At 53.8% G+C, this 19459-nt stretch carries 16 protein-coding genes; 10 read left to right on the plus strand and 6 right to left on the minus strand.

Annotation, left to right across the window (positions count from 1 at the left end):
- Position 1 precedes the first annotated feature (1 nt).
- Both JOE25_RS06770 and JOE25_RS06775 read right to left on the minus strand, forming a co-directional pair.
- Positions 2-1156 (minus strand): efflux RND transporter periplasmic adaptor subunit, encoded by a 1155-nt coding sequence (locus tag JOE25_RS06770; protein WP_209633502.1) that lies wholly within the window; start codon positions 1154-1156, stop codon positions 2-4.
- 146 nt (positions 1157-1302) lie between these two features.
- Positions 1303-2817: an MDR family MFS transporter gene (locus tag JOE25_RS06775; protein WP_209633504.1), complete on the minus strand. Its 1515-nt coding sequence runs from the start codon at positions 2815-2817 to the stop codon at positions 1303-1305.
- 43 nt (positions 2818-2860) lie between these two features.
- On the opposite strand from JOE25_RS06775, the gene JOE25_RS06780 reads away from it, so the two are divergent.
- The gene (locus JOE25_RS06780) at positions 2861-3559 is read left to right on the plus strand and encodes a TetR/AcrR family transcriptional regulator (protein ID WP_209633506.1); all 699 of its coding nucleotides are present in this window, start codon (positions 2861-2863) and stop codon (positions 3557-3559) included.
- A gap of 98 nt (positions 3560-3657) precedes the next feature.
- Positions 3658-3861 (plus strand): hypothetical protein, encoded by a 204-nt coding sequence (locus JOE25_RS06785; RefSeq protein WP_209633508.1) that lies wholly within the window; start codon positions 3658-3660, stop codon positions 3859-3861.
- A 95-nt stretch (positions 3862-3956) separates the two neighbouring features.
- Here JOE25_RS06785 and JOE25_RS06790 read toward each other — a convergent pair whose 3' ends face one another.
- Positions 3957-5084 (minus strand): agmatine deiminase family protein, encoded by a 1128-nt coding sequence (locus tag JOE25_RS06790; RefSeq protein ID WP_209633510.1) that lies wholly within the window; start codon positions 5082-5084, stop codon positions 3957-3959.
- A 148-nt stretch (positions 5085-5232) separates the two neighbouring features.
- Between JOE25_RS06790 and JOE25_RS06795 the strand changes: the two genes are divergently transcribed.
- Positions 5233-6096: a LysR family transcriptional regulator gene (locus tag JOE25_RS06795; protein ID WP_209633512.1), complete on the plus strand. Its 864-nt coding sequence runs from the start codon at positions 5233-5235 to the stop codon at positions 6094-6096.
- Positions 6097-6248: 152 nt separating this feature from the next.
- The gene (ggt, locus tag JOE25_RS06800; protein ID WP_209633514.1) at positions 6249-7922 is read left to right on the plus strand and encodes a gamma-glutamyltransferase; all 1674 of its coding nucleotides are present in this window, start codon (positions 6249-6251) and stop codon (positions 7920-7922) included.
- A 67-nt stretch (positions 7923-7989) separates the two neighbouring features.
- On the opposite strand, the gene JOE25_RS06805 is transcribed toward ggt, so the two are convergent.
- Together JOE25_RS06805 and JOE25_RS06810 are read right to left on the minus strand one after the other, a co-directional pair.
- The gene (locus JOE25_RS06805; protein ID WP_209633516.1) at positions 7990-9927 is read right to left on the minus strand and encodes a DUF3857 domain-containing protein; all 1938 of its coding nucleotides are present in this window, start codon (positions 9925-9927) and stop codon (positions 7990-7992) included.
- A 133-nt stretch (positions 9928-10060) separates the two neighbouring features.
- Complete coding sequence (locus JOE25_RS06810; RefSeq protein ID WP_209633518.1) at positions 10061-10630, minus strand: XRE family transcriptional regulator; 570 nt, start codon at positions 10628-10630, stop codon at positions 10061-10063.
- A gap of 128 nt (positions 10631-10758) precedes the next feature.
- On the opposite strand from JOE25_RS06810, the gene JOE25_RS06815 reads away from it, so the two are divergent.
- The 6 genes from JOE25_RS06815 to JOE25_RS06840 all read left to right on the plus strand — a co-directional run bounded on the left by JOE25_RS06815 (position 10759) and on the right by JOE25_RS06840 (position 17645).
- Positions 10759-11664 (plus strand): DMT family transporter, encoded by a 906-nt coding sequence (locus JOE25_RS06815; protein ID WP_209633521.1) that lies wholly within the window; start codon positions 10759-10761, stop codon positions 11662-11664.
- A gap of 200 nt (positions 11665-11864) precedes the next feature.
- Positions 11865-12815 (plus strand): 2-hydroxyacid dehydrogenase, encoded by a 951-nt coding sequence (locus tag JOE25_RS06820; protein ID WP_209633523.1) that lies wholly within the window; start codon positions 11865-11867, stop codon positions 12813-12815.
- 90 nt (positions 12816-12905) lie between these two features.
- Complete coding sequence (locus tag JOE25_RS06825) at positions 12906-14213, plus strand: MFS transporter (protein ID WP_209633525.1); 1308 nt, start codon at positions 12906-12908, stop codon at positions 14211-14213.
- An 87-nt stretch (positions 14214-14300) separates the two neighbouring features.
- Complete coding sequence (locus JOE25_RS06830; RefSeq protein WP_209633527.1) at positions 14301-15035, plus strand: MurR/RpiR family transcriptional regulator; 735 nt, start codon at positions 14301-14303, stop codon at positions 15033-15035.
- A 128-nt stretch (positions 15036-15163) separates the two neighbouring features.
- Entirely contained in the window at positions 15164-16600 is a 1437-nt protein-coding gene (locus JOE25_RS06835) for a 6-phospho-beta-glucosidase (RefSeq protein WP_209633529.1), read from the plus strand.
- Between the two features lie 157 nt (positions 16601-16757).
- Entirely contained in the window at positions 16758-17645 is an 888-nt protein-coding gene (locus JOE25_RS06840; RefSeq protein ID WP_209633531.1) for a PhzF family phenazine biosynthesis protein, read from the plus strand.
- A gap of 101 nt (positions 17646-17746) precedes the next feature.
- Here JOE25_RS06840 and JOE25_RS06845 read toward each other — a convergent pair whose 3' ends face one another.
- Positions 17747-19150: an aromatic acid/H+ symport family MFS transporter gene (locus JOE25_RS06845; RefSeq protein WP_245209707.1), complete on the minus strand. Its 1404-nt coding sequence runs from the start codon at positions 19148-19150 to the stop codon at positions 17747-17749.
- Positions 19151-19459 lie beyond the last annotated feature (309 nt).

Raw genomic sequence — 19459 nt, forward strand, 5'->3', positions numbered from 1 at the left:
GTTATTGATCCCCGCCGTTAGCCACAGCGGTACTCGCCGGTTTTTGCACCTCAACCGCCTTGACCTCCGTACCGACAGCCACCTTGTTCGTGCCCTCGACGATTAACCGGTCCCCTTCATTAAGCCCCTGGCTGACCAGCCAACTGCTGCCAATAACGCGCTCGGTGGTGACGGTGCGCTGCTCAACCTTGTTTTGGGCGTTAACCACCAGCGCAGTCGCCTCACCCTTAGCGTTGCGGGTTATACCCTGCTGTGGCGCCAGGATCCCCTTGGGATCAACACCGTTATCGACTTTGGCGTGAACATACATGCCGGGTAATAATTCGTGTTCTGGATTGGGGAACACGGCACGCAGCGTGACAGAGCCCGTAGACTCATCTACCGACACTTCTGTCAGTTCGAGCTTGCCTGCATGAGAATAAGGCGTACCGTCTTCGAGATTGAGGGTTACCGGCGTGACATCGTCACGTTGTAACGAAGCCTGCTGTTTGCGTAATTTCAGCAGTTGAGTGCTGGACTGTGTGAGATCGACATAGACAGGATCGAGCGCACGAATGGTTGCCAGCGCATCCGTTTGGCTGGCAGTCACCAGCGCACCGGGTGTCACCGACGAAATACCAATACGGCCGGAGATAGGCGCGCGTACCTGCGTATAGGCAAGATTGATTTTGGCCGTTTCCAGCGTCGCCTTGTACTGTGCCACAGCGGCAACGGCCTCCAGGTAGGTCGCCATTGCATCATCTGCGTCTTGCTTGGACACACCGTTCTCTTTGACCAAAACAGCATAGCGTTGTGCTTTCAGGCGACTGGCGTTCACCGTGGCTTGAGCACTTTTCACCTGTGCGGCCGCTTGATCATAACTGGCCTGATAGGTTGCAGGGTCGATTTGATACAGCACCTGGCCGGCGTTGACTTCTGCGCCTTCGGTAAAGAGGCGACGCTGGATAATGCCTTCCACCTGAGGACGGACGTCCGACGTCATGGTGGCGTTCACTCGACCGGTCAGATCGCTGCTCAGCGTTACAGATTGGCCATGCAGTGTCGCCACCCCCACCTCCTGTACGCCACGGGCGCCTGTGGGGGCGCTGCCACTTTGGCCATCACAAGCGGCCAGTAACAACGACAGGCTGACAAGAAGAACCTTTTTCCTTTGCATCGACTTTCTATCCTATTGAGAACGTTTATTCTCAATATATAGAAAGCGACGTTTTTAGTCTGACAGGGTTACGTAAGGATTCAGTAAAATTGCATCGCAGAGCATGAAGAGTGCCAGTGCGTACGTGCTACGCACTGGCAAGCGAACTATTTCTTTCGAAGCGGGATATCTTTCAGCAACCAGGTTAACGCAAATGCCAGTGCCATCACCACGGCGGCAATTTGGTACACCGAGTGAATCGCACCACCGAATGCCTGCAGGTAGTCCTGTTGCAGCGCCGCGGGCAGATGATGCACGGCACTTGCCCCCAGTGAACGTGGCAACTCAGTGCCTTCAGGCAGCAAAGCGGCCAGACGGCGGTGCAGCACGTTGGTAAAAATCGCGCCAAATACGGCGACGCCAATGGACCCCCCGATGGAACGGAATAGCGTAGCACTGGACGTGGCGACCCCCATGTGTTTCGGCTCTACGCTGTTTTGTGCTGCGAGGATCATCACCTGCATCACCATACCCAAGCCTAACCCCAACAGGCTGATGTAGAGATACAGCAAATGCACCGGGGTCGAGTTTTTCAACGTACCCAGCAGTATCATCCCCGCCAACGCACACAGCGTGCCGATGATCGGAAAGATGCGGTATTTACCGTGTTTGCTGATCAACCGTCCGCTGATGATGGAGCTGATCATAATCCCCCCCATGAGCGGCAGTAATTGCATCCCCGCCTGGGTCGGTGTGGAATCCTTCACCACCTGCAGATACAACGGCAGGAAGGTCACCGACCCAAATAGCGACATACCGACGATAAAGCCTATCAATGCACACAACACAAAGGTGCGATTACGGAACAGCCCTAACGGAATGATCGGCTCGCTCGCCAGCCGCTCTTCGTAGATAAATCCGCCTATCGACACCAGACCAAACGCCAAAATGCACCACAATTGGCCGTCAGACCAGGCCATTACCGTGCCACCCTGGCTGGTAAACAGGATGATACAGGTCAACGCTGCCGCGAGATAACTGGCGCCCAGGAAATCAATCTCATGTTTGACCCGGTTAACCTTGGATTGGAACACCGCACCAATCACTAACAGTGCGAAGATCCCCAGTGGCAGGTTGATATAGAAAATCCAACGCCAAGAGAAATGTTGCACCAACACCCCACCGATCAGCGGCCCAACCACCGTCGCCAAACCAAAGACCCCACCAAATAACCCTTGATAGCGCCCACGATCGGCCGGTGGGATCACATCACCCACCACGGCCATGGTCACGACCAACAAGCCACCCCCACCCAGCCCTTGCAACGCACGCATCAGGATAAGCTCCGTCATATTCTGCGCTAACCCGCACAGCACGGAACCGAGCAAGAAGACCACAATGGCTATCTGTAACACGATCTTGCGTCCGAACAGATCGCCGAACTTGCCATACAGTGGCACCACAATGGTCGACGCCAGCAGATAGGCGGTCACCACCCACGACAGGTTCTCCAGACCACCGAATTCGCCGACGATGGTCGGCAACGCAGTAGACACAATCGTCTGATCGAGCGCCGCCAGTAACATGACCAGCAGCAGTGCTGAGAACAACAAACGGATCGAGGGGGCCTGTTCATGCACCCTGACGTTTTCTTCGTTGCCTGCTACGTTATCCGTACCCATGTAAGTGAGCCCGCTTGTAATTAATTAATTGAGTAATTAATATATGAACTATTCTTTTCTCCGGTCAATGGATCTCACCGCGATGACAGCACAAAACGTTCAAAAACCACGGCGCCCCGGTCGCCCTAGCGGCAGTGCTAATGGCGCAGAAAAACGCGAGCATTTACTCGACACCGCGCTGAATATGTTTGCCCGTCAAGGCATTGCCGATACGTCGCTGAATGCCATTGCCCGTGAGGCCGGCGTAACCCCTGCCATGCTGCACTACTATTTTCACAACCGCGAACAGTTGCTGGATGTGCTGATAGACGAACGTTTTCTGCCGGTTAGGCTTGCTGCCGGCAGCGTGTTTGACGCCAATACAGACGATCCCGTGGCCGCCTTCACCCAACTGGCGCAGCGATTTATCGACATCTCGACCGATCACCCGTGGTTTGCGCCACTGTGGTTACGTGAAGTGATGAGTGACAACGGCATTTTGAAACAACGCATGAACGAGCGATTTGGGGATACGCAACGCAAAACAGCGCTGCAATCGATCATTCGCTGGCAAGCAGAGGGCAAGCTCAATGCAGGCCTGGAGCCGTCGCTGATGTTTATTACCCTGTTTGGCATGACGCTGTTGCCCTTAGCCACCGCGCCAAAATGGCACCGTAATGACGATGATAATCCGTTGAACGCCGATGTTATCGCCCGTCACGCCATTACGCTGCTGACTCAAGGGCTGGGGCCACAGCGCTAAAGATGAGCGCGATTGAAAAACTGGAATTAATGATTATGCGGTAAAGCCTACAGATGAGAGAGTGTCACATCACCGCTTTAAGATTGAAGGGATTAACGATGACACAGGAAAGGCGTAAGAGATTGGCACTGGTCGCTGCTGTCGCTTTTGCCATTTATTTGATAACGCATATTGGCGAGTTTGATTTCCCCCTTTCCCTGGCTAAAGCCTGCCTTGCTTCAATCATTGTCACCCTGCTTTACGCATTCCTTTCAAGCCACTTCTGGAAAAAGTATGTTCTGAAGCTAAAGGATTATCAATAAGTTACCCTTTGGCTAACAGGCGTGAAAAATACGTTTACGCACCATCGGCATAATAACCGCAGGGCCAAAAATGACCCTGCTTGACGATGTGCCGTTTACACTGCCGGCAGTTGGTTGGTCACGCAGTGAATCCCCCCACCGCCAGCGGCAATGGCGTCAATATTCAGCTGCACCACGTCACGATCGGGGTAAAGCTCTGTTAACAAATTCAACGCGGCGGCATCCGCCTCAGCGTCGCCAAACTCCGGGGCGATAACCGCACCGTTGATAACAAAATAATTGATATATCCCGCAGCAAAATCCGGATTGCCCTTGCTGAAACGGCTGCGGCGTGGATCCATCGGGGGCGACATCGTATGCACCTTTAACTTGCGACCATCGGCATCGGTTGCTTGTTTGAGGATAGCCAAATGGGCCTGCGTCACCTTGTGATCGTAAGAGTCAGGATCGGTATCTAAATTAGCCACCACCACCCCTGGGCTGGCAAAGCGGGCATAAAAATCGACGTGGGCATCCGTAATATCCTTCCCTTTAATTCCCGGCAGCCAGATAATTTTGCGCAGGCCGAGCATCTCTTTTAACTCTTGCTCAACCCGGTCACGGCTCCAGCCAGGGTTGCGGTTAGCATTGACCCAACTGCTTTCGGTCATGATCCCGGTGCCATGGCCATCCACCTCGATGCCGCCGCCTTCTCCCACCAGTCCGCTACGCCGTATATTGGCAACGCCGTAATGTTTCGCTTCAAACGCCGCCAGGCGCGAATCATAAGTATGCTGCTGTTTGTTGCCCCAACCGTTAAAGTTAAAGTCCACGGCCCCCAGCTTGCCTTGATTGTTAACCACAAAGTTGGCGCCAATGTCGCGCATCCAAATATCATCAAGCTCAGTGATAATGAAGGTCACATTGTGGGTACCGCATTTCTCTTCTGCCAGTTGCCGTTCTTTCTCCCGGCAAAATACCGTTAAGGGCTGATATTGCGCGATGGCACGGGCAACTCGCCCTAAAGCATCCTGTACGCCCGACGTGTAGTCGGCCCAAATTGCCCGCTGCGCACCGAAGGAGATAAACGCGCGCTGCTGCACCTCTCCTTCATCAGGCATACGCCAGCCCTCTCCAGGTATAGCCTGCGCAGCATGGGCGGGTAGCGACAGCCCCATAGAGGCCGTTAGGCTCATGCCGGCAATCAGGGATGCCTGCTTAATAAATTCGCGACGCGTTGACATGGTTTGCTCCTGTATTGCCGTCATTAAAATAAGATATTCTGTTCAGTTGAAAACGGCGTGATTTCGATGTAGTACATGTTAAGGCTTCCAATACGGCCTGAACAAACGATACATTTAGCAGACACCTGATTAGATAGGCTTATCGATAATGTTAAAACACTGGCCCCCCATGAATGCACTACGCGGGTTTGAAGCCGCCGCCCGACTGGGCAGCTTCCACCAGGCCGCAGATGAACTGCACCTCACCCAGTCTGCTATCAGCCAACAGATACGCAGCCTTGAGGCCTTTCTTGAACAACCGCTGTTCTTTCGCAGCGGCCGCAGCGTCAGCCTTACCGACGCCGGTCACGATCTCTATAGCACCGCGCAGGTGATGCTTCAGCAACTGGCCATCGGTATCCGTCGTTTGGATCAGTACCGTAAACCTAATCAGCTGATCGTCAACACAACCCCGGCGTTTGCCCGCCACTGGTTGGTACCGCACCTGAAGAGTTTCAATCGCCTGCATCCCGATATCGATCTCTGGCTATTTACGACCTTTGACCCGCCGGATATGGCGACAGAAACCGTCGATCTGGCGATCCGCGACGATCTCAGTGCCCAGGCGGAATGCAGCTTCAAAATATTGCATCAGGATCGGCTCTATCCGGCATGCCACCCTGACGTGCTGAACGTCGTAGCCGCAGAGCGCACCACTTTGCACGGCGAACGCGAAATGGACTGGAGCCATTGGGCCATTCAGGGCGGCGTCAACATCGGGCAAAGCAGCCATGGGCTGAATTTCTCAGACCCAGGGCTGTTGCTGGATGCCGCCTGCGACGGCCTTGGCGTCGCGTTGGTCAGCCAACTCCTGGCACAGCACGCGCACGACAGAGGGCTGCTGATGCCTTTGACGGAGCAAAAGGTGCGCGGCCCCAATTGGGCATGGCTTATTCACCGCGACAGTGAAAACAACCCGTTTACCCAACATTTTTGTGAGTGGCTGCTAACCCAATTGCCTTCCGCAGTTTAACGTTTTAGCTCACGGTTCCAGACGGTGAATACAGCACGCCAGTTTATGCAGTGCTACTTTCAATCAAGCGCCCAAACACGCAAACACAATGGCGCTAAGTGATTGTTGAGATTGAATTCACCTGTCATCGTTCAATTCGAAAAGGAACCGCTATGCATTCTGTCATCTTGAAAACATTAGCACTTAGCGTGGCGCTTGCCACCTTCAGCCCCGGGGTATTGGCCGCGAATCTGAGCGCCGGTGCCGTGGCAGCACCGGATCAATACGGTGCAAAAGTGGCCGCACAAATTTTGCAGGCGGGTGGCAATGCCGTAGATGCTGCAGTAGCCACCGCCTTTACTCTCGCAGTGACTTACCCTGAAGCCGGTAATATTGGCGGCGGCGGCTTTATGACGCTGTACGTCGACGGTAAACCCTATTTCCTCGATTACCGGGAAATTGCGCCAAAAGCGGCAACCAAGACCATGTACCTGAATAAAAACAGTGACGTCATTGAAAACCTTAGCCTGGTGGGCACCAAGGCAGCCGGGGTGCCCGGTACGGTGTTAGGCCTGTGGGAGGCACACAAACGCTTTGGCAAACTGCCGTGGGCAGAGTTACTGACCCCTGCTATCGGCTACGCGCAGCAAGGGTTTAAGGTGGCCGATCAGCAATATCAGTACCGTGAAGACGCCAATAAGCTGTTTGCCGGTCAAACCAACTTCGGTGATTACTTTGGCAACATGAAGCCCGGTGCCGTGTTTAAACAACCTGAGTTGGCCAAAACGCTGGAGCGCATCGCCAATAAAGGGGCTGAAGACTTCTATCAAGGTGAAACAGCCAAACTGCTGGTGGCGCAGATGCAGCGTGATGGCGGCCTTATTACACAGTCTGACCTGACGGACTACCGGGTGAAATGGCGTGATCCGATGCAAATCGCCTGGCGTGGTAACATCATCTATACCGCTCCGCTCCCCAGTTCCGGGGGGATCGCGCTGGCACAGTTATTGGGGATAAAAGAGGACCGTGCCGCTGATTTCAAAGGTGTCACGCTGAATTCCGCACGTTACATTCACCTGCTGTCGGAAATTGAGAAGCGTGTCTTTGCCGATCGCGCAGACTATCTCTGCGATCCCGACTTCACGCATGTGCCCGTCGACAAGTTGGTCGCCCCGGACTACCTGCAAAAACGGGCGGCGGAGATCAATCCCGTCGCGATCTCCCCGACCGAAAAGGTGCGCCCTGGGCTTGAACCCCATCAGACCACCCATTTTTCGATTGTAGATTCTCAGGGTAATGCAGTCAGCAACACCTACACGCTGAACTGGGACTTCGGCAGCGGCGTGGTGGTGAAAGGTGCCGGCTTCCTGCTGAATGACGAAATGGACGATTTCAGCGCCAAGCCTGGGGTGGCCAACGCCTTCGGCGTTGTCGGCAGTGACGCCAACGCCATTGAGCCAGGCAAACGCATGCTTTCTTCCATGAGCCCAACCATCATCACACGTGACGGCGACGTGAGTCTGGTCATTGGGACGCCGGGTGGCTCACGCATCTTCACCTCGATTTTCCAGGTAATAAACAATATCTACGATTACCAATTGCCGTTAGAAAAAGCGGTGGCTGCGCAGCGCGTTCATCATCAACTGTTGCCGAAAGACACCATTTTCTACGACGTTTTTGCCCCACTGACGGGCAACGTGGCCGAACAGCTGAACGCGATGGGCTATAAATTGGAGGATCAAGGCTGGTATATGGGGGATATTCAGGTAATACGCGTTAACGGAAACACACCGGAAACGGCCTCTGATCCCCGGGGCCGCGGCATGGGACGGGTGGTAGAAAAGTAATCTAACATGGCCGACCAACAGGTCGCATCGTGGGTCGGCCATCATTGCGTTTCAGCTTGCGGGTTAATTACCCGCCGGTTTTATCCACTGCACCCTTCGCCAACTCACCGTAAACCACCTGCCCGCGGAAACCACGGCGCACCTGCTGGAATAATTCACGGAACGCCGGATAATCCTGCGCCTGACAAAGGGTAGCCTCACCGTGAATGGCATTCAGCTGTAATGTGTGATTGACGGTGACCTGTTGCCCCTCTCGCCGCCATTTAACCTGATAGTTACCCGCGGTATTACGGAATTGCTGATCCTTTGGAATAGCAATAATGGGAACATTCGCAGGCAATTGCAGACGATAGGTTTCATCAAAGCGTTGCGCATTGCAATAGAATGGCGTTTCGTTCGTCAACGCGGCCGTGGTCGTATACAGTGTGCGGAAAGACTTGCCGCCCGGCGGATTGGGCACTGTCATCCCACCCACTACGCCAAAATCGACATAGTCATCGGCCTTGAAACGGAAGCTGTAACCAAACGGCTTGTTAAGATCCAGCGGATCGCCGCTCATCGCTACCTGCCCACGTCCGTCGATGCCGGAAGAAGACATGATGGACTCCTCGGTTCGCGTCCGATTATGCGGGTTGATTTTCGAGAAATAACCCCGCAGGTTAATCTCATCAACTTCACTCAATTTTCGTTCGGTTTGCCCACGCATCGTGCCCGACTTATCGAATACCACATCCACGTTGAGTGGGCTTTCCGTCCGTTGTGCGTCATTGTTCGGGGTATGTGCCAATGTCGCGTCACGCGTCAATAACACCGGAACACCCAGGTCGCCCTCCGGCAGTTGACCGAAGCGAGCCCAAGGACTAGTGGAATCCAGATACAGGTCAAATTCGGGCACGTAAGTGATGGCATGGTTAAAGCGGCCCAGCAGCGGCACTTCAGGCAGGATCGGTCCTTTCATCATGCCAATCAACACGGGCGAACTCTCTATCCCCTTGGCAGCCAACAACGCCTCCAACAGCACCACATGATCCTTACAATCGCCATAATGGTTGTCGAGAATACTTTGTGCAGAATTAGGCTCCAGCCCGCCGTTACCCAGGTACACAGCAACATAACGGATATTCTGTGCCACCCAGCGATACATCGCCGCGGCCTGTTCACGACGATCGTCAATGCCGGCTGTGATGTGATCTGCCATTGCCTGCACTGCCGGAGTCACCTTGGCCGCTTCACTGGCCTTCAACTGATAGGCTTTTGCCAACTGTGGCCATTCGCGGTAGGTACTGGCCATAATGGTTGGGCTGAAAGTCCAGCGGTCCGCCGCCCAATTCTGCGTCTTCAGCGGTACGCGTCGTTGGTAATGCCAACGCCAGTAAGCCTGCCCATCACGGATCTGCGGCTTATCACTGCCTTCCACATCCCGGGTATAAATATGCATGGGCAAATCTGCCGGTGCCTGCAAATTGACCTCGGCATCATCAAATTGATCGAATACGCTAAAGGTTTCCCACAGGCCAAAATAATCCGGGAAGTAAGGCACATTTTGGGTTTGGCGCAGCTGATAGAGGATACGAGAACCTGGTGCCAGGTTGGGGAAGACGATCACCTTCACTTTACGGTCGGCATACACGGCGGCTGACGCGCTGGAGTAGCTTTCCTGGGTATAAATTCGGTCGGGGGCAACATCATGGCGTTGACCGTCAGCCGTCAGCGTATAGGCAGAAACCACCTCCAGCGTTTCCATTTTTTCACTGTAACCCAATCGAATCTGGCTGAATTTCTCGACCGCAGCCTTGGTTTTGAGCAGGACTTCATAGCTTTCGGTCTTCACGCTATGGGCATTGGCAAGAACCTGATAGTCAGCGCGGTAACGAACAAAGCTGAAGTCATTGCTGACTGCCGCCTCTTGCCCTGCGGGTAAGGCCGCATCGGCGGCCAGCAACGTGACAGGATGTACCGCCGCCAAACTGGTGAGTAGCAGTATTGAAGGGATCGCTATTTTCATTTTCATTCCTTTGACAAAGAGTAACCGGCCGTAAAGCACCGCATCCATAAAACGCTAGCACAACACTATGACAATGATTCAGGTGCAACAAACCCAAGAGCGCACTGATGCGTTATTGCCAATGCCCCCACGACTAGCCTTGTTCTATCAGCATGACCGCCGTGGTATCCGCTTCCAGGGCTTCAAAGATGTGCTCTCGATCGGCGGAATAACGGATGTAGTCCCCCGCGCCCAGCTCCACTGGCTGTTCTGTCGGCCCAATTCGCGCTCTGCCACTGCTGATAATCACATGTTCAATGGTACCCGGCATATGCGGCCGTGAAATGCGCGACTCCCCCGGCTGCACACGCAGGCGGTAAATATCTCTTTGTGCCCCCGGCGGGCAGGTTGCCAACAGCGTGGCGGCATAATTGGCGTGTTCAGAAACGGTAGTAACCCCTTCATTGGCGCGGATCACCTGAACGTGCTGACGGGGTTGGGAGATTAACCGGCTTACCGGCACATCCAGGGCCATAGCCAACGCCCACAATGTTTCCAGGCTGGGATTACCGCTACCGGTTTCCAGTTGCGAGAGCGTTGATTTGGCAATGCCCGCCCGGCGTGCCAATTCGGTAACCGTTAACCCAATCCGCTCACGCTCTCGGCGGATTGCGGCAGAGAGCAGGCCAATGGGTGTGGCGCTGTTGCTGGCATTATCGCTCATTGTTCACCATATCATCCATTTGTTCGACTTGACGAACACTCAGTGGATGTTCATCATAATGTTCAGTTGTTCATTTTAATGTCTTACATTCACGGCGACAAGCGCTTATCACATCAGGGAGAAAACGAATGAAAATAAAAACCAGCGGTGTGCTGCAGATGAGCCTCGCGATGGTAATTTCCGGCACCGTGGGCTGGCCGGTCGTTTTACTGGGGCAGCCGGCACCCACGGTGGTTTTCTGGCGCTGTGCGTTTGGTGCGCTGGCAATGCTGATCGTTTGTGCCTTGCTGGGGCAGTTAAGAAAAGGCGTGTTAACTCGCCGTCAGGCGGCCATTGCGGTACTCGGTGGTCTAGCGCTGGTGTTGAATTGGACGCTGCTTTTCGGCGCTTATTCCTACGCGTCAATTGCCGTGGCAACCGTCACCTATCACGTCCAGCCTTTTATGTTGGTCGGGTTGGGCGTGTTGTTTTTTGGTGAAAAAATGACGGCGAATAAACTCGGTTGGCTGGTGCTGGCCTTTGGTGGCATGTTGCTGATCATTACAGGTAAACAGGATACAGGCAGTTCCAATGCCCATTACCTTACCGGGGTGTTACTGGCGCTGGGCGCGGCCTTTATGTATGCGGTAGCAGCCGCTATCGTCAAGCAGTTGAAAGGCGTACCGCCGCATCTGCTCGTACTCATTCAGCTCACCGTTGGCATGGTGCTGCTGGCCCCCTTCGCCGGTCTGGCTTCTTTGCCACCAACAGCCCATACCTGGTTGCTGCTGGCCACTCTCGGCTTGCTGCATACCGGTTTGATGTCTTCGCTGTTGTACAGTGCGATCCAGAAAATCCCCACCACTCTGATCGGGGCTTTATCGTTCATCTACCCATTAATGGCGATTCTGGTCGACTGGGCCGTATTCGGACATCGCCTTAGCCTGATGCAATTACTGGGCGCTGCGGCCATCTTGTTGTCGGCGGCCGGCATGAACTTTGGTTGGCAGCTGTTGCGGGCGAGTAAAGCCGCTCCTCAGGCCGGAGATCGCTAACGGGTTACCCCTCAACAGAGGCGTTATTCCCCGGAGAACCGCATGTTACGGCGCGCTGTTACCGGTTTTACCCCCTTGGTCACATTACCGGTAACACCCTTTTTTAACATCCTTCAGCGTGATATCTGTCGCAAAACCGTCTGTGGAAAACCGCTTTTATAGCAATAACGACGTTACGCTATTTTTGAACAGGTGAAACCATGACGACCCATACGCCCGATGAAGTGCTGTTAATTGCCCCAGTAATGGAAACTCTGCTTGCTCGCCTTGAGGCGACCTTTGTCGTGCACCGCTTATATGAACACGCGGATCCGGTTGCTTTCCTGGCGGCCAAAGGGCGTTCCTTGCGTGCCATTGTCACCCGTGGGGATATCGGCGTCACAACGGCGGTTCTCGAACAGTTACCGCAGTTGGGGCTGATTGCCGTGTTTGGCGTAGGAACAGACGCCATTGACCTGAACTACACCCGTCAGCACGGTATTAAGGTCACCATCACCTCCGGCGCACTGACTGAGGACGTGGCCGATATGGCTCTTGGGCTGCTACTGGCTACCGCGCGTCAGCTGTGTCACAACGACCGCTTTGTTCGCGATGGCCGCTGGTTACACGAAGCACCAGGCCTGTCAGTGCAGGTGAGCGGTAAACGACTGGGCATTTTTGGCATGGGGAATATCGGCCGTGCTATCGCTCAGCGCGCCGCCGGGTTCAACATGCGCATCCAGTACGCCAGTCACCAACAGGACAGCTCACTGCCCTACACCTATTACGCGGATCTGCTGGCATTGGCGCGGGAAAGTGACTTCTTTGTGATCGCCATTTCCGGCGGCAAGGACAGTGCAGGCCTGGTGGATAAAGCGGTATTCGATGCCCTGCCATCACATGCACTGGTGATCAACATTGCCCGCGGCAGCATCGTCAATGAAACCGATCTGATCGCGGCACTGCAAAGCGGCGCCATTGCCGGTGCCGGGCTCGACGTTTATGCCCACGAACCGCAGGTGCCCGCCGCGCTGATCGCCATGGATAATGTCGTACTGCAACCGCATATTGCCAGCGCCACCCAAGAAACGCGGCAAAAAATGAGCGACATCGTGTTTACCAACGTTGAAGCCTTTTTTAACCATGCGCCACTGCCCCACGCCATTGAATAAATAACGCGTTTTCTTTCGATTTTATTACCGCCGAATAACAGAACCTCGCGCTCTGGAGGTTCTCCCTGCGTCCTGTAAAGAGAGATCGCCATGGATAATAAAATACCCAACACCCGCTGGCTGCGGGTCATTGCCCCGATCCTGATTGCCTGCATCATTTCCTTTATGGACCGCGTTAATATCAGTTTTGCGCTGCCCGGCGGTATGGAAAGTGATCTAGGGATCACCAGCCAAATGGCCGGTTTAGCCAGCGGCATCTTTTTTATCGGCTATCTGTTTTTACAGGTTCCCGGCGGCCGCATCGCGGTTAACGGCAGCGGTAAACGCTTTATCGCCTGGTCATTGTGCGCCTGGGCCGTGGTGTCTGTAGCGACCGGTTTTGTCACCAATCACTACCAACTGCTGGTGCTGCGCTTTGTCTTGGGTATTTCTGAAGGCGGCATGTTGCCGGTAGTACTGACGATGATCAGCAATTGGTTTCCAGAAAAAGAGCTGGGCCGAGCCAATGCCTTTGTCATGATGTTTGCGCCGTTGGGGGGCATGCTGACCGCACCGATTTCTGGTGCCATCATTAACCAACTCGATTGGCGCTGGTTGTTTATCCTCGAAGGTGTGCTGTCGTTAGTGGTTTTAGCCGTCTGGTGGCTATTGATCAGCGATCGGCCACAAGAGGCGCGTTGGTTACCGGCCCGCGAGCGAGAATATCTGGTGGCTGAACTCACGCGGGAACGTCAGGCCCGCAGCAGAACACAACCGGTCAGCAATGCCCCGCTGAAAGACGTATTCCGCAATAAAGGGCTAATGAAGCTGGTGCTGCTGAACTTCTTTTATCAAACCGGTGACTACGGTTACACCCTGTGGCTGCCTACTATTCTGAAGAACCTCACAGGCGGCAATATGGCCTCTGTGGGCTTCCTGGCCATTTTACCTTTCGTGGCAACCTTGTTGGGGATTTACCTGATTTCTGTCCTTACCGACAAAACCGGCAAGCGTCGGCTGTGGGTGATGGTGTCATTGTTCTGCTTCGCTGCCGCCTTGCTGGCATCGGTGGTGTTACGCCATAACGTGGTGGCCGCCTATATCGCGTTGGTGGTTTGTGGTTTCTTCCTGAAAGCGGCAACCAGCCCATTCTGGTCAATGCCCGGGCGTATTGCCTCTGCAGAAGTGGCCGGTGGCGCACGTGGCGTCATTAATGGCTTGGGCAATCTGGGGGGATTCTGCGGACCTTATCTGGTGGGCGTGATGATTTATCTCTATGGGCAAAACGTCGCGGTGTGCGGATTGGCGGTGTCGCTGATCATTGCCGGGATCATCGCATGGCGCTTGCCAAAAGAGTGTGACCTGACCGACAGCGAACCGGCGCATGACGCGCTGCTGGACAAGGCCAAACGGGCCTGAGCGACAACAAAACCACAAGCGGGCAACGGCAAAATTTGCTATGTTAGCCCGCTGATTAAGGTCTGTTGTTACTCGTTGGATAGGTCTATGTTTACCCATAAAGCAATTGCCGAACTCAATGCACTGGAGTTGATGGTTTATAACTTCGTCATCAAGAATAAGAACCCCGTGATATACATGACCATTCGTGAGCTGGCGGAGGCCGTCGGGGTATCTACCACCACGGTACTGCGTTTTTGCAAAAAAATGGGCTGTGAGGGTTATTCTGAATTCCGCATTCGCTTTAAGTTGTATCTTGAACAGACCGAAGCGCCACCGATAGATTTCGGCACCAGTGAAATAATCAGTTTCTTTAAAAGTATTAACAACGACGAATTCAACCAGCTTATTGACCAGGCGGTACAATATATTGCCGCCGCAGAACGTATTATTTTTGTTGGCGTAAGCACATCGGGCGCGTTGGGGAAATACGGTGCACGTTTCTTTTCCAATGTAGGTAAATTCAGCACCCATATTGATGACCCTTATTACCCTATCAACAGTGACATGTATAAAAGCGCTGTCGCCATTATGCTTTCCGTGTCTGGCGAGACGGAAGAGATCCTGCGCCTGGCCAGCCAGTTCAGCCTGCATAACTGCAAGATTGTCAGCATCACCAACAATGAAACCTCATCGCTGGCGCGCATGGCAGACTTCAACCTCTCCTACCACGTGCCACCGCAGCTGATCGCCGGGCACCATAATATCACGACCCAAATCCCGGTTATTTACATTATTGAAACCATCGGCAAGCGATTGGGTCATATTAGCGCCGCGAAATAAAACAGCCTGTTTTTTTAATGTAACAAGTCACCCTAAGGGGCGGTTTGTTATATCGTGACATTCAATTCCAGCTTGCTACTATATTCTCATCCGTGACCTTTCATGAATAATGGAATGAGAAACCAACGATGAAACAACAACAGTTACCGAAAGATTTTCTGTGGGGTGGCGCCGTCGCTGCGCACCAGGTTGAAGGCGGTTGGGATCAAGGGGGCAAAGGCCCTAGCATCGCAGACGTATTGTCGGGCGGTGCACACGGCGTGGACCGCGTGATGACCGACGGTGTGCTGGAAGGCTATCGCTACCCCAACCACGAAGCGGTGGATTTCTACGGTCGCTATAAACAGGATATCGCGCTGTTCGCAGAAATGGGGTTCAAATGTTTCCGTACCTCGATCGCCTGGACCCGCATTTTCCCTAAGGGTGATGAGCTTGAGCCGAATGAAGCCGGCCTGCAATTCTACGATGATCTGTTTGATGAGTTGTTGAAATACAATATCCAACCGGTGATCACCCTGTCGCACTTTGAGATGCCCTATCACCTGGTGAAAGAGTATGGCGGTTGGAAGAACCGTCAGGTGGTCGATTTCTTCGTGCGTTTCAGCGAGGTGGTGCTGCGTCGTTATCAGCATAAAGTGAAGTACTGGATGACCTTTAACGAGATCAACAACCAGAGCAACTACCAGTATCCATTGTTTGGCTATTGCTGTTCCGGCGTGGTGTATACCCAAGAAGAGAACCCAGAGCAGACGCTGTATCAGGTATTGCACCACCAGTTTGTCGCCAGTGCTCAGGTGGTTAAACTCGGTCACCAGATTAACCCGGAATTCAACATTGGCTGCATGCTGGCCTGCGTGCCCTTCTACCCGTTCTCCTGCAAGCCAGACGACGTCATGTACAGCGTAGAAGCGATGCATTCGCGCTACCTGTTCACCGACGTGCAAGTGCGCGGCTACTATCCGTCGTACCTTCTGCGAGACTGGGAACTCAAAGGCTTCAAGATTGAGATGCAGCCGCAGGACGAACAAACCCTGCGCGAAGGCTGCGCGGATTACATCGGTTTCAGCTACTACATGAGCAATGCTCTGAAGGCCGATGCGGTAAGCACTGGCGATGCGATGTTCGACTTCCCCGGTAACGTACCAAACCCGCATGTAAAAGCGTCCGACTGGGGATGGCAGATTGATCCCGTTGGGCTGCGTTACTCGTTGAACGTGTTGTACGAACGCTACCAGAAGCCGTTGTTTATCGTTGAAAATGGCTTTGGTGCCTTCGACAAGGTCGAAGCTGACGGTAAAATCAACGATGATTATCGCATTGACTACCTAAGCGCACATATCGAACAGATGAAAAAAGCCGTGATCGACGACGGGGTTGATTTGATCGGTTACACCCCTTGGGGCTGTATCGACTGTGTCTCCTTCACCACCGGGGAATACGGCAAACGCTACGGTTTTATCTACGTCGACAAACACGACGACGGTACCGGCACGCTCGAGCGTTCGCGCAAAAAGAGTTTTGATTGGTACCAAAGGGTTATCGCCAGCAACGGCGAACAGCTGTAATACGCCCTTTCCCCCTGTGAGCCACATTTTGTGGCTCTTTTTTATTGTGGCATAGTCATGGCGCAGCCACGCATTACCCCTCCAACCGTCTGCATTTAAAAGAGAAGGATCGATGATGAGTGAAAGCATTCACCAAACCATAATGCAGGAACCACAGATGCAAAACGCAACAACGCACTCGGTTGGACACAGCGTCAACCTGTACCTTGTGAACGCCTTTACCCGGGAGAATTCTGGCGGCAACCCTGCTGGGGTCGTTCTCTACCCGCCCGACCTGAACGTTACGCAAAAAATCGCTATTGCGCGGCAGGTCGGTTTTTCCGAGACCGCATTTGTCTATACCGGTGACGACACAGATTTCAAGGTGGAGTTTTTTACGCCTGAAGGCGAGGTGGATTTTTGCGGGCATGCGACGGTAGCCGTTTTCTCTACGCTGGTTTCGCTTCATTTGCTTAAGCCTGGCCAGTATAGCCAAAAAACCAAAGCCGGTATTCTGAGTGTCGCCGTCAGCCCCCACGATGTCGTTATGGAACAGACCCTGCCTATCACCCGGCCAGGGCCTGATGCTGAATCTGTTGCGCTTGCCCTCGGCATTCACCCCGAGGCCATTGTGGGGACCGGTTTGCCCATCGCGGTGGTCTCAACGGGATTGCCGGACATCATTGTCCCCGTACAGCCTGGCCAGTTAGACAGCCTACAGCCCGACGATGAAGCGATCGCCAACCTGAGCCGCCAATTCGACGCTATCGGTTTCCACGTATTTGAACTCAGTCGCCAAGCTCCCATCACGGCCCACTGCCGGAATTTCGCACCGCTCTACGGTATCAGTGAAGAGTCCGCCACCGGCAGTGCCAGTGGCGCTCTGGGATGCTATCTGGTCAATCATGTCCTGCCCGACGGAACCCATTTTCTGTTCGAGCAAGGGCGAGCCATGGGCAGCTCATCTCTGATCCAGGTGACGATTGATACACAGGCGCGGACCATTAGCCGCGTTAGCGTCGGTGGGCAAGCCATCATGATCGGCACAAAAACGGTGGGGCTTTAAAGTGTCCGCATAAACGCTGGGGGTGGCCTGCCCGGCATCCTATTTTGCCGGGTTAAATTTAGTGAAGCTTGATACCACGGCAGTGCCTGGGTCTGGGCAGATCAAAGGCCTTTGGCAATGCCGCGGGTAACCAATTGCGCCTGGCGGTTATACCCCTTGGCACCCTTTACAAAGATGGCGCAAGCGGTGATTAACGCCGGAATGGCGATAATGGCAAAAATGCGGTCGAACCCCCACCCCAGCGCCAGCATTTCAGCTCCGGCGAAGGCGCTCAGAATGGCGCCAATACGCCCAACGCCGTGCATCCAACTGGAGCCGGTAGCCCGTGCTTCTGTAGGATAATAATGCGCAGACAGCGCATTCATGCCGGTATTCGCGCCGTTCAGGCAAAAACCGCAGGCCAAAGCCACCATGCCAAGCATGACCGTGCTATGGGCCACCAGCCCGATCAATAACGTGAAACACGCACCCAACAAATAGATTACGCCCAACGCCCGGTGCGGATTAACCCGATCCATTAACCAACCGGTAATCAGCGAACCGAAGGTGCCACCTGCCTGATACAGAGCGGTAATCACCGCAGCCTGCGCCACACTCATGCCGATACCTTTAACCAACGTCGGTAACCAGCTGCCCAGCAGATAGACCAGAAACAGCGCCATGAAATAGCCCAACCACAGCATCAGGCTACCGAACCAATACTGTCGTGAGACCACAATCTGCATTGCGCCTTTGCCGGGTTCCACCTGTGTCGGCAACCTGTAACGCGTATGGGGATTTGTGCTACCGGGGGCCAGTTTTTCCACAATTTTGCCAATGCGTTGCTGGCTGGCACGTTTGGCCACCAAAAATCGCACCGACTCCGGCAGCTTGGCGATTAAGAGCGGTACGCACACCAGTGGCAGTATGCCGCCCAGTAATAAAAGTGCATGCCAGCCCCTGTGCGGAATGATCCACGATGCGGCAAATCCCCCCAGCGCAGCACCGAAAGTAAAGCCGCAGAACACCACGGTGATAACAAAAGAGCGTTTCTTTTCCGGTGCATATTCAGAGATCAACGTGCCCACGTTTGGCATCGCCGCTCCCAGCCCCAGTCCGGTCATAAAGCGGAAGAAAATCATTTGATCAATATTGTGTGAGAATGCGGTGGCCAGCGTCCATACGCCAAAAAAGAACACGCTATTGATAATGATCACTTTGCGACCCAACCAGTCTGCCAACGGACCGGACAGTAATGCCCCTATTGTCAGGCCTATCAGCGCCGCACTGATCACCATACCCAACTGATGATTACCCACGCCCCATTCGTTTTTCAGCTCCGGTGCGATAAACCCCATCAGGGTAATGTCGAATCCATCCAGGGCGATAACAATGAATCCCAGCAAGATGATCAGTTTCTGGTAGGCACATATCGGACGATCGTTGATCAGCGTTCGAACATCAATTTCGTTTGGAACCACAATTTTTCCTTCGCACAAACGCTCAGCATGCCCATGTTCAACCATCGAACAAACCGTGAATTATCGTGCTGCTACTGTAAGAATTCCTGCGCGGGTCGGCAACGGAGATTATCGATAATCCGATGCTTTTCGAACCGCAAGGTACATTTTCAACAGTGAGAGATATCACCCCGTCAGCACCAAGCAGGACATTAGGCTGCGCGTTTACCCCGTCATTGCCCTTAACATCCGTAAAACTCGCCGTTATAAAGTGGAAAATAGTCTTGTTTAATGGCAGTTGAGACGTCTATCATTGCTGTTCGTTTACATTTCCGCAACATGATGCCCTTCTCAAAAGTGAAGAGGCGGCGGATT

This window comes from Serratia sp. PL17, assembly GCF_017832355.1.
Taxonomy (GTDB): Bacteria; Pseudomonadota; Gammaproteobacteria; order Enterobacterales; family Enterobacteriaceae; genus Serratia.

Coding starts and splice junctions, on each gene's coding strand:
- JOE25_RS06770 (WP_209633502.1), bottom strand. CDS start 1,156: ATGCAAAGGAAAAAGGTTCTTCTTGTCAGCCTGTCGTTGTTACTGGCC.
- JOE25_RS06775 (WP_209633504.1), bottom strand. CDS start 2,817: ATGGGTACGGATAACGTAGCAGGCAACGAAGAAAACGTCAGGGTGCAT.
- JOE25_RS06780 (WP_209633506.1), top strand. CDS start 2,861: ATGAACTATTCTTTTCTCCGGTCAATGGATCTCACCGCGATGACAGCA.
- JOE25_RS06785 (WP_209633508.1), top strand. CDS start 3,658: ATGACACAGGAAAGGCGTAAGAGATTGGCACTGGTCGCTGCTGTCGCT.
- JOE25_RS06790 (WP_209633510.1), bottom strand. CDS start 5,084: ATGTCAACGCGTCGCGAATTTATTAAGCAGGCATCCCTGATTGCCGGC.
- JOE25_RS06795 (WP_209633512.1), top strand. CDS start 5,233: ATGTTAAAACACTGGCCCCCCATGAATGCACTACGCGGGTTTGAAGCC.
- ggt (WP_209633514.1), top strand. CDS start 6,249: ATGCATTCTGTCATCTTGAAAACATTAGCACTTAGCGTGGCGCTTGCC.
- JOE25_RS06805 (WP_209633516.1), bottom strand. CDS start 9,927: ATGAAAATAGCGATCCCTTCAATACTGCTACTCACCAGTTTGGCGGCG.
- JOE25_RS06810 (WP_209633518.1), bottom strand. CDS start 10,630: ATGAGCGATAATGCCAGCAACAGCGCCACACCCATTGGCCTGCTCTCT.
- JOE25_RS06815 (WP_209633521.1), top strand. CDS start 10,759: ATGAAAATAAAAACCAGCGGTGTGCTGCAGATGAGCCTCGCGATGGTA.
- JOE25_RS06820 (WP_209633523.1), top strand. CDS start 11,865: ATGACGACCCATACGCCCGATGAAGTGCTGTTAATTGCCCCAGTAATG.
- JOE25_RS06825 (WP_209633525.1), top strand. CDS start 12,906: ATGGATAATAAAATACCCAACACCCGCTGGCTGCGGGTCATTGCCCCG.
- JOE25_RS06830 (WP_209633527.1), top strand. CDS start 14,301: ATGTTTACCCATAAAGCAATTGCCGAACTCAATGCACTGGAGTTGATG.
- JOE25_RS06835 (WP_209633529.1), top strand. CDS start 15,164: ATGAAACAACAACAGTTACCGAAAGATTTTCTGTGGGGTGGCGCCGTC.
- JOE25_RS06840 (WP_209633531.1), top strand. CDS start 16,758: ATGCAAAACGCAACAACGCACTCGGTTGGACACAGCGTCAACCTGTAC.
- JOE25_RS06845 (WP_245209707.1), bottom strand. CDS start 19,150: ATGGTTGAACATGGGCATGCTGAGCGTTTGTGCGAAGGAAAAATTGTG.